Below are 8759 nucleotides of genomic sequence, written 5' to 3'. Positions count from 1 at the left end.
CGCCGCAGCGATCACGCCCGCGCCCGCACCCGCGCGGCCCGCCGAGGCCGCCACCGAAGCGCCGGCGACACCCTCGCCCGCGATGCCCGCCACGAGCGCGCCGAAAAACGTCTCGCACATCGATTGCACGATTCCCAAACCCGATTATCCTGACGTTTCGAGGCGGCGCGGCGAGAACGGCACCGCGATCGTGCGCTTCGTCGTCGGGCTCACGGGCCGGATCGAAACCGCGCAGTTGCAAAGCAGCAGCGGCTCCGCGCGGCTCGACGAGGCCGCGCTCGCCGCCGTCCACGCGGGCGCGTGCCGGCCCTACCTCGAAAACGGCACGCCGCTGCGCGCCGCCTACTCGCAGTCGTTCGTGTTCGGGCTGAGCGAATGACCGATTAAGCACATGACGCCGTTGCCTCGAAGGACCACAGCCAGGGAGCCAGGAAAACCGCCATGCAACATTACGGACTCGCGAATGTCTGGGAAACCGGCGATCTCGTCACGCGCTTCATTCTGAGCGTGCTGGTCGTGATGTCGGTCATGTCGTGGACGGTCATCATCATGAAGCTGCTGCAGGTGCTGCGCATCCGGCGCATCACGCGGCAGAGCGACACGCGCTTCTGGAGCGCGGACCGCTTCGACGACGGCCTGCGCAGTCTCGGCGACCCCGAGGCGGACGCGCATGACAACCCACTGCTCGCGCTCGCGCTGGCGGGCCACGAGGCGGCCACGCATCATCGGCAGACGCAGCAGCATCTGCACGACCGTATCGACGTGTCCGACTGGATCACGCGCGGCCTGCAGGACACCATGGACGACACGGTCGCGCGCCTGCAAAGCGGCCTCGCGATCCTCGCCTCGATCGGCAGCACCGCGCCCTTTGTCGGACTGTTCGGCACGGTGTGGGGCATCTACCATGCACTGATCGTGATCGGCGAGACCGGGCAGACCTCGATCGATCACGTCGCGGGACCGGTCGGCGAATCGCTGATCATGACCGCGTTCGGGCTGTTCGTGGCGATTCCCGCCGTGCTCGGCTACAACGGGCTCAATCGCGCGAACCGCGCGATCGTCACGCGCCTGAAGCGTTTCGCGCACGGCCTGCACGCCTACTTCGTGACCGGCGCGCAATTGCCGTCGAGCGCGGGCCCGCCGATGCGCGTCGTGCCGCGCAACGGCGACGCGAGCCGCGACGGAGACCTCGAATGGCAATGAGCCCGTTCTCCGACGACGACGATCAAGGTCTGATGAACGAGATCAACATGACGCCGCTCGTCGACGTGATGCTCGTTCTACTGATTATTTTTCTGGTCACGATTCCGGCGATGCAGCATGCGGTCAGGATCGACCTGCCGCACGCGAGCAGCCAGCCCGAAGCGCTGAAGCCCGCGCACGTCGACGTCGCGGTGCAGGCGGACGGCTCGCTGCTGTGGGACGGCCAGCCCGTCACCGATGCCGGCCTGCGCGCGCGCATCGCCGAGGCCGCACAGGCGACGCCGCAGCCCGAGCTGCATTTGCGCGCCGATCGCAAGGTCGCGTACGAGCGCGTGGCCGAGGTGATGTCGGCCGCTCAGAGCGCCGGCTTGACGAAGCTCGGCTTCGTGACCGATCCGCAGCGGCGCAAATAGCGCGGACCCATACTTAAGGACCGGCTTATCGGCAGCGAAAGAATCTCTGAATTCAAATCGGCCGGCGGCTCCGCTATCGTGGTAGAGGTCCGAACAGGCATCACGATAGCGGAGCCGCGCGATGCAAGCCCTTATCTTCGACGTCGACGGCACGCTTGCCGACACCGAAACCGCTCATCTGCACGCATTCAATGCCGCGTTCGCGGAAGCGGGCCTCGACTGGTTCTGGGACGAGGCGCTCTATGCTCGCCTGCTCGAAGTGGCGGGCGGCAAGGAGCGTCTGCGGCATTACTGGCGCATGGTCGACGGCGCAGAAGCCGAGGGCGCGCAAGCCGCCCGGGTCGTCGACAAGCTGCACGCGCTCAAGACCTTCCACTACACCGAGCAGGTGCGCCGCCACGGCTTGCCGCTGCGCCCCGGCATCGCGCGCCTGCTCGACGAAGCCGCCGCGGCCGGCCTGCGCGTCGCGATCGCGACGACCACGACGCCGGCCAACCTCGACGCGCTGCTGCGGGGCCATTTCGGCGCGGCCTGGCGCACGCGCTTCGCGGCCATCGGCGACGGCGCGACCACGCCGGCGAAGAAGCCCGCGCCCGACGTCTATCGCTACGTGCTCGAACAGCTCGGTCTCGATCCCTCGGCTTGTCTCGCCGTCGAAGACTCCGGCAACGGTCTGCTCGCGGCGCGCGCCGCGCAGGTGCCGGTCGTCGTCACGCCGACCGCGTACACGGCGCACCACTCTTTCGACGGCGCGCTGGCCGTGCTGCCCCATCTCGGCGATGCGCGCCTGCCGCTCATCGAGCCGGTGCGCGGCGAACGGCATCGCTGGGTGGATCTGGAGACGCTGCGGCGCTGGCATGGCGACGCGCTGCGTCATGCCGCGCCGCATGCGCAGCCGGGCGCGAGCCCAACCAATGCGGGAACCCCATGACGATGAACAGCCATTGCAAAGCCCTGCTGTTCGACCTCGACGGCACGATGATCGACACCGCGCCGGACATCGTCGCCGCCGTCAACCGCATGCTCGACGAATTCGGTGCGGCGCCGCTGCCGTTCGACACAGTAACCTCGTTTATCGGCAATGGCGTGCGCAATCTCGTGCGCCGCTCGCTAGCCGCGGCGGGCCTCGACGAGCGCGTCGGCATCGACCGCGCGCAGCCGGTATTCGAGCGGCACTATGCCGCGACGAACGGACAGTTGGGACGCGTCTTTCCCGGCGTCATGACGGGGTTGCGCGAATTGCGCCAACACGGTTATCGCGCCGCCTGCGTGACCAACAAACCGCAGGCGCTCGCGGCGCCGCTGCTGGAAAAGAGCGGACTCGCCGCCTATCTGGACGTGCTGATCGCGGGCGATACGCTCGCGAGCATGAAACCGTCGCCGCAACCGCTTTGGCATGCATGCAGGCTGCTCGACGTCGATCCGCAACGTTGCGCGCTGGTCGGCGATTCTTCCGTCGATATCGCGGCGGCACGCGCGGCCGGGTTGCCGGTGTTTATCGTCAGCTACGGATATGGTTGGCGCGGCGGCAACCGCGAAAGCGGCGCGTTGCAAGGCGATGCGCTGATCGACTCGTTCGAGGCGTTGCCGGCGCTTCTCGCGCGGCGGCCGTTGACCGCTAACCATGCATAAGCACGCAAACAGCAGCACAAGCCCGATACGGTGGCTATTTTCCAGCGACTCGGCGAGTGCTTGCGGAGCAAGCGCGCCACGGCTTCAGACACTATCCGACGCCACCGGCAGCCCCTCGATCTTCCAGCGCAGCATGCCGCCCGCGAGATTCGCGACCTTGCCGAAACCGGCCTTGCTCAGCAACACGCTGGCCTGTGCCGAGCGAACGCCCGAGCGGCACACCGCCACGACCGGCCGCTCGCGATCGAGTTCGTCGAGCCGGCCCGTCAACTGGGACAGCGGCACGAGCTTCGCGCCCGGCAAATGCCCGAGACGATCGATGAATTCCGGCGCTTCGCGAACGTCGACAATCTGGAACGACGCGCCGTGTTCGAGCAGCGCCATCGGCTCGATTTCCCACACGCCGCTAAAGCGCAGCGTGAGCGGCGCCCAATCCGGCATTTCCGCCGCCATCGCCGCCGCGCCGTCCTGCGGTTTTCCGCAGCGCAGATTGGCGGGCACCGCCACGGCCATCAGCTTCGGATGCGGCAGATTCAGATTGTTCATATGACCGGTGAAGTCGCCGAGGTCCACGTCGCCACCGAGGCGCGGATTGAAGCGCCGCTCCTCGGCCACGCTCGTCACGGTAATGCCGCGATAGTCGTGCGCGGGATACAGCAGGCAATCGTCGGGCAGCGTCAGGATCTGCTCGCGCACCGAAGCGAACAGTTGCTGCGGGCTACCCTGCTGGAAATCGGTGCGGCCGCAGCCGCGAATCAGCAGACTGTCGCCGGTAAAGGCCATGCTCCGGTCGTCCAGAACATAGGTCAGGCAACCGTTGGTATGGCCGGGCGTCGCGCGCACGCTCAGATAACGCGTGCCGAAATCGATGCGCTCGCCGTGCCGCAGCGGCCGGCTCACGCCCTCGGCCTCGACCGCCTCGGCGAGCGCGATCCGGCTGCCGCAACGCTGCTGCAAACGCCACGCGCCGGTCACGTGATCGGCGTGAACGTGCGTGTCGAGTGTCGCGAGCAGGAGCAGGCCCAGTTCGCCGAGCAGTGCGAGGTCGCGCGGCACCTGCTCGTAGACCGGATCGATCAGCAGTGCCTCGCCGCTGTCGCCGAGCAGGTAGGTATAGGTCGACGAAACGGGATCGAATAGCTGGCGAAAGATCATCGCGAACCTCGGAAACAGGGAAGGCGCGGCGGGCCTTCGTGCGAGTCGGGCATAGAGGGCACTGCGGCGGCCGCGCGAGTCACCGTACGAGTTATCGCGCGGGCCGCCGTGCCCGCGTTTCAGCCCGGCTGTTTGGTGGTGCGCAGATACGGCTTGATGGTCTTGAAGCCGGGGAAGCTCTGCTGCGCCTCTTCGTTGCTCACCGCCGGCGTGATGATGACGTCCTCGCCCTGCTTCCAGTTGACCGGCGTGGCGACCTTGTACTTCGCGGTCAACTGCATCGAGTCGAGCACGCGCAGGATTTCGTCGAAGTTGCGGCCGGTGGTCATCGGATAGGTCAGCATCAGCTTGATCCGCTTGTCCGGACCGATCACGAACACCGAGCGCACGGTGGCGTTGGTCGCGGCCGTGCGCCCTTCGCTCGTGTCGCCGGCATCCGCCGGGAGCATGTTGTAGAGCTTGGCGACCGCCAGATCGGTGTCGCCAATCATCGGATATTTGACGGCGGCGCCCTGGGTTTCCTCGATGTCGGCGGCCCATCTTGCGTGGTCTTCGACCGGGTCGACCGACAGGCCGATCAGCTTGGCATTGCGCCGCTCGAACTCGGGTTCGATCTTCGCCATGTAGCCCAGCTCGGTGGTGCACACCGGCGTGAAGTCCTTCGGATGCGAGAACAGAATGGCCCACTGGTCTCCAATCCACGTATGGAAATCGATGGTGCCCTGCGTGGTGCGCGCGGTGAAGTTGGGCGCGACGTCATTGATACGAAGTGACATATTGCCGTCCTGTGAAGTAAGGGTTGAGAGGAAGACTCGAGCCAGGCCGGTCTGCATCTGCAACGGTCCAGCGCGGGCCCGAAAAAACGGCGGAAAACACCAGACGCTCATGATCGACGAACTTCGCCGCCGGCCGCAAGAGCCGGTGCGATGTTCGGCGATGTTCATAAGTGACGAATACAGAACTGCGCGAAGCCACGAGGTCCCGCCTGTCAAGCGAATCGACGCGGCCTCGTCTTGACAGAATGATAGTCGGGAATGCGGCCCGGCATCGGTGTACCGACGACGCAGCAAATTGCTGCGTCGTTCGAACTTCGCGCGGGAGGGGGAAGCGCTACGGGGATGGCGTATGCGTGAGGTTGGCGGCCGGGGTGCTTCAGGCAGGTTGCTGGCGGATTGCTTCAGGCGCGTTGCTTCAGGCGAGCGCTCAATCAAGAGCGTCAATCGGGCGACGCGTCGCACGCGCAATCGAGCGAAGCCGCCCTCGCGGGCCGTTCCGCCGCGGCAAGCCGTTGCAGCGTCACCATGCCGAGCAAGGCGAGTCCGAGCCCCAGCGTGAAGTCGGCGTGCACACCCGCGCGGTCGACGATGGTGCCCCCGACCGCCGAACCCGCCGCAATCGCCACCTGGATCACGCTGATGAACAAGGCCGAGCCCGCTTCGGGCAAATCGGTCGTGCCGCGCTGAATCCATACGCTGAAGCACAGCGGAAGTGCGCCGAATGCGATGCCCCACAGCAGCATCCCCACAGTCTCGCCGATGGGCGAATGCTCGAGCAGCAGCATCGACGACATCGCGCCGAGCAGCAGCAACACCATCGCGGCAACGGACTTCTTGAGATGGTCCGACACCGCCATCGACATCAACGCATTGGAGAAGAAGCCGATCAGGCCGAATCCGAACAGCAGCAGCGTGATGGCGCTCAACGAGAAGTCGTGCTCCAGCAGCGGCGCGATGTAGGTGTAGGTCGAGAAATGCGCGCCGAACACGAGCGCGACCATCAGCATGCTGAGCCGCATATGAGAGCGGCCGAGCAGTGTCTTGAAGTCTGCGATACGCAACGCCGATGCCGACGGCAACGCTGGCACGAGGAACACCTGCGCCAGCAAGGCGAGCGACACGAGACCCGCGGTGGCGGCGAAGGCCATGCGCCACGAGGCGAACGACGCGATGAACGTGCCGAGCGGCACGCCGATCACCGTCGCGAAGGTGACGCCGGTCAGAATGGTCGCGGTCGCCCGGGCCGCGTCTTTTGCCTGCACGAGTCGCGGGGCCGCCGCCGTCGCCAGGGTCCAGAAGCCGCCCAGCGCGGCGCCGAGCAAGGCGCGGCCCACCAGCATGACCGGGAAATTCGGCGCAATGGCGCACACGATGTTCGCGATCAGCAGCACCGCGGTGAGCAGCAGGAAAACGTAGCGGCGGTCCGTGCGGCCGGCGCCGACGATGAGGGTCGGCGCGAATATCGCGGCCATCACGCCGGGCGTGGTGACCATGAGACCTGCGACGCCGGTGGACACGCCCAGGTCGTGGGCGATTTGCGGCAGCAGGCCGACCGGCAGAAACTCGGCCGTCACGAACGCGAACGCGCTGACGGCAACGGCAATGACGGATAGCCATTGACCGGCGGACGTCGAACCGCCTTCGAGGGAGGCTGGGGTTGAAGCTCGGGTAGAAGCAGTGGGTGTATCGATATGCATGGGGACACTGATGCCAGATTGAAGGCCCACACTTTAAGCCGGGTTTCGATCCGGAAAAAGTATCGTCTGCTGAAAAGACTAGCTGGCGTAGCTGAACAATGTCGGTGCGAGCCGCCAAAGCGCGAACGGCACGGTCACGAAGCGCGAAGCGCCGCGTACTTTTGACCGACACGAATTTGACCCGATCGCAAATATTTCCAGACAATATTCAAGATCCGAACCGCATGGCCGTAAACATCGTTGTGCGCCGTGCCTGACTCCACGGCATCCGACATCCATTTCGTTTAGCTAACTAATTGCAATGCTGAAGAATTTGACGATTCGCGCCCGACTCGCGCTGGCCATGGGTTTTCTGGCGTCTTTGCTGATTATCGGGGCCGCACTCGGCGCCGTCGGCATCTGGATGAGCAATGCGGATCAGAAGCAGATGTACACGAATCAACTTGCGTCGTCGGTCACGCTGTCGGAAGCCAGCGTGAACTATGCGCGCGGCCGGCTCGTGCTCGACCGGATTGCCGTCGAGCCCACGCGCAGCGACGTCGCCGATCTGCTCAAGCGCGCCCGCGGCTTCTTCAGCAAGTCCGACACCGCATGGGAAGCGTATCGCGCGCTGCCGTCGAGCGGCGAGGAAGCACGCCTCGCCACCGATCTGACCGGAAAGCGCAAGACGTTCGAGGCGGGAATTCTCGCCAGAACCTTCAACGCGATCGACACCCATGACACCGCGACCCTCAGCGATATCGTCGCCCGGCAGTTGACCCCGCCGTTCAATGACATTGCCGAAGGCATTTCGTCGCTGCAAAAGCTGCAGGGACAACAGGCCAAAGCCCTTTACGAAAGCGCACAGGCGCGCTTTCATCTGATCATGTCGATCACCGGCATCGGTCTGCTCGCGGGACTCGTCCTCGCGTTTTTTGCATGGAACACCCTGCGCGCGGCGATCGCGCGCCCGCTCGACGAAGCGCTCGCGCATTTCCGCGCGATTTCGTCGGGCGACCTCACGCAGCACGTCGAGGTTCGTTCCCGCGACGAAATGGGCCAGCTCATGGATGGCCTCAAGGGCATGCAGCAGAAACTCACGACCACGCTCGCCACCGTGCGTCACGGCACGCAGTCCATCGCGACGGCAACGGCGCAGATTTCGGCCGGCAACACCGACCTCTCGCAACGCACGGAAGAACAGGCCGCGTCGCTCGAAGAAACCGCGTCGAGCATGGAGCAACTGACATCGACCGTGCGCCAGAACGCGGACAACGCGCGTCAGGCGACCGAACTCGCACGCACCGCCTCATCGGTCGCGCACGAAGGCAGCGCGGTGGTCTTGCAGGTGATCGAAACGATGGACGGCATCAATGGCAGTTCGAAGCAGATCGCCGACATCATCGGCGTGATCGAAGGCATTGCGTTCCAGACCAATATCCTCGCGCTGAACGCCGCCGTCGAGGCGGCTCGCGCGGGCGAACAGGGACGTGGCTTCGCCGTCGTCGCGGGCGAGGTTCGCACGCTCGCCCAACGCAGCGCGACGGCCGCCAAGGAAATCAAGGCGCTCATCAACGAATCGGTCGAGCGCGTCGGCAACGGCACGGAACTCGTCGGCCGCGCCGGCCACACGATGAACGAAATCAACAACGCGGTGCGGCGCGTGACCGACATCATGTCCGAGATCGCGGTGGCCTCCGAAGAACAAAGCGACGGCATCGAGCAGGTCAACCGGGCCGTCACGCAGATGGACGAAGTCACGCAGCAGAACGCGGCGCTCGTCGAGGAAGCGGCTGCCGCGGCGGTTTCGCTCGAGGAGCAGGCCGCGCGTATGTCGGATGTGGTGAGTGTCTTCCGTATCGCGCCGGTGGCGAAAGTCTGAGTTCGCCGCGGTTTCCGTACGG

The 8759-nt window shown here is 65.6% G+C and carries 9 protein-coding genes; 6 read left to right on the top strand and 3 right to left on the bottom strand.

All coding sequences use genetic code 11. The features are described from left to right. The 5 genes from F3J20_RS19205 to gph all read left to right on the top strand — a co-directional run. The coding region (locus F3J20_RS19205) for an energy transducer TonB (RefSeq protein WP_167284226.1) at positions 1–379 on the top strand (379 nt) is incomplete at its 5' end. A gap of 62 nt (positions 380–441) precedes the next feature. Beyond that, positions 442–1203, top strand: a complete 762-nt coding sequence (locus F3J20_RS19200) for a MotA/TolQ/ExbB proton channel family protein (protein WP_167284225.1) — start codon at positions 442–444, stop codon at positions 1201–1203. Beyond that, positions 1194–1616 (top strand): biopolymer transporter ExbD, encoded by a 423-nt coding sequence (locus F3J20_RS19195; protein WP_167039383.1) that lies wholly within the window; start codon positions 1194–1196, stop codon positions 1614–1616. The genes F3J20_RS19200 and F3J20_RS19195 overlap by 10 nt, the downstream gene beginning before the upstream one ends. A 121-nt stretch (positions 1617–1737) precedes the next feature. Next, entirely contained in the window at positions 1738–2547 is an 810-nt protein-coding gene (locus F3J20_RS19190; RefSeq protein ID WP_167284224.1) for an HAD family hydrolase, read from the top strand. After that, positions 2544–3248 (top strand): phosphoglycolate phosphatase, encoded by a 705-nt coding sequence (gene gph / locus F3J20_RS19185; RefSeq protein ID WP_240162835.1) that lies wholly within the window; start codon positions 2544–2546, stop codon positions 3246–3248. The genes F3J20_RS19190 and gph overlap by 4 nt, the downstream gene beginning before the upstream one ends. An 84-nt stretch (positions 3249–3332) precedes the next feature. Here the strand turns inward: gph and F3J20_RS19180 are convergent, their stop codons facing one another. From F3J20_RS19180 to F3J20_RS19170, 3 genes are all read right to left on the bottom strand, one after another. Continuing rightward, entirely contained in the window at positions 3333–4403 is a 1071-nt protein-coding gene (locus tag F3J20_RS19180) for an MBL fold metallo-hydrolase (RefSeq protein ID WP_167284223.1), read from the bottom strand. A 119-nt stretch (positions 4404–4522) separates the two neighbouring features. Next, positions 4523–5179 carry a peroxiredoxin gene (locus tag F3J20_RS19175; RefSeq protein ID WP_167039375.1) on the bottom strand — a complete coding sequence of 219 codons (657 nt, stop codon included), beginning with the start codon at positions 5177–5179 and terminating at the stop codon, positions 4523–4525. Positions 5180–5619: 440 nt separating this feature from the next. Beyond that, positions 5620–6876: an MFS transporter gene (locus F3J20_RS19170; RefSeq protein ID WP_167284222.1), complete on the bottom strand. Its 1257-nt coding sequence runs from the start codon at positions 6874–6876 to the stop codon at positions 5620–5622. Positions 6877–7177: 301 nt separating this feature from the next. Between F3J20_RS19170 and F3J20_RS19165 the strand changes: the two genes are divergently transcribed. Beyond that, entirely contained in the window at positions 7178–8737 is a 1560-nt protein-coding gene (locus tag F3J20_RS19165; protein WP_167284221.1) for a methyl-accepting chemotaxis protein, read from the top strand. Positions 8738–8759: the final 22 nt, after the last annotated feature.

The sequence above is a fragment of the Paraburkholderia sp. Cy-641 genome, assembly GCF_011752945.1.
Classification (GTDB): domain Bacteria; phylum Pseudomonadota; class Gammaproteobacteria; order Burkholderiales; family Burkholderiaceae; genus Paraburkholderia.
The sequence above is the reverse complement of the archived record's forward strand: the minus strand, read 5'-3'. Positions and strand labels throughout refer to the sequence as shown.

Bases quoted from the DNA above. Each gene is read 5' to 3' on its own strand.
- F3J20_RS19200 (WP_167284225.1), top strand. From the start codon at position 442: ATGCAACATTACGGACTCGCGAATGTCTGGGAAACCGGCGATCTCGTC.
- F3J20_RS19195 (WP_167039383.1), top strand. From the start codon at position 1,194: ATGGCAATGAGCCCGTTCTCCGACGACGACGATCAAGGTCTGATGAAC.
- F3J20_RS19190 (WP_167284224.1), top strand. From the start codon at position 1,738: ATGCAAGCCCTTATCTTCGACGTCGACGGCACGCTTGCCGACACCGAA.
- gph (WP_240162835.1), top strand. From the start codon at position 2,544: ATGACGATGAACAGCCATTGCAAAGCCCTGCTGTTCGACCTCGACGGC.
- F3J20_RS19180 (WP_167284223.1), bottom strand. From the start codon at position 4,403: ATGATCTTTCGCCAGCTATTCGATCCCGTTTCGTCGACCTATACCTAC.
- F3J20_RS19175 (WP_167039375.1), bottom strand. From the start codon at position 5,179: ATGTCACTTCGTATCAATGACGTCGCGCCCAACTTCACCGCGCGCACC.
- F3J20_RS19170 (WP_167284222.1), bottom strand. From the start codon at position 6,876: ATGCATATCGATACACCCACTGCTTCTACCCGAGCTTCAACCCCAGCC.
- F3J20_RS19165 (WP_167284221.1), top strand. From the start codon at position 7,178: ATGCTGAAGAATTTGACGATTCGCGCCCGACTCGCGCTGGCCATGGGT.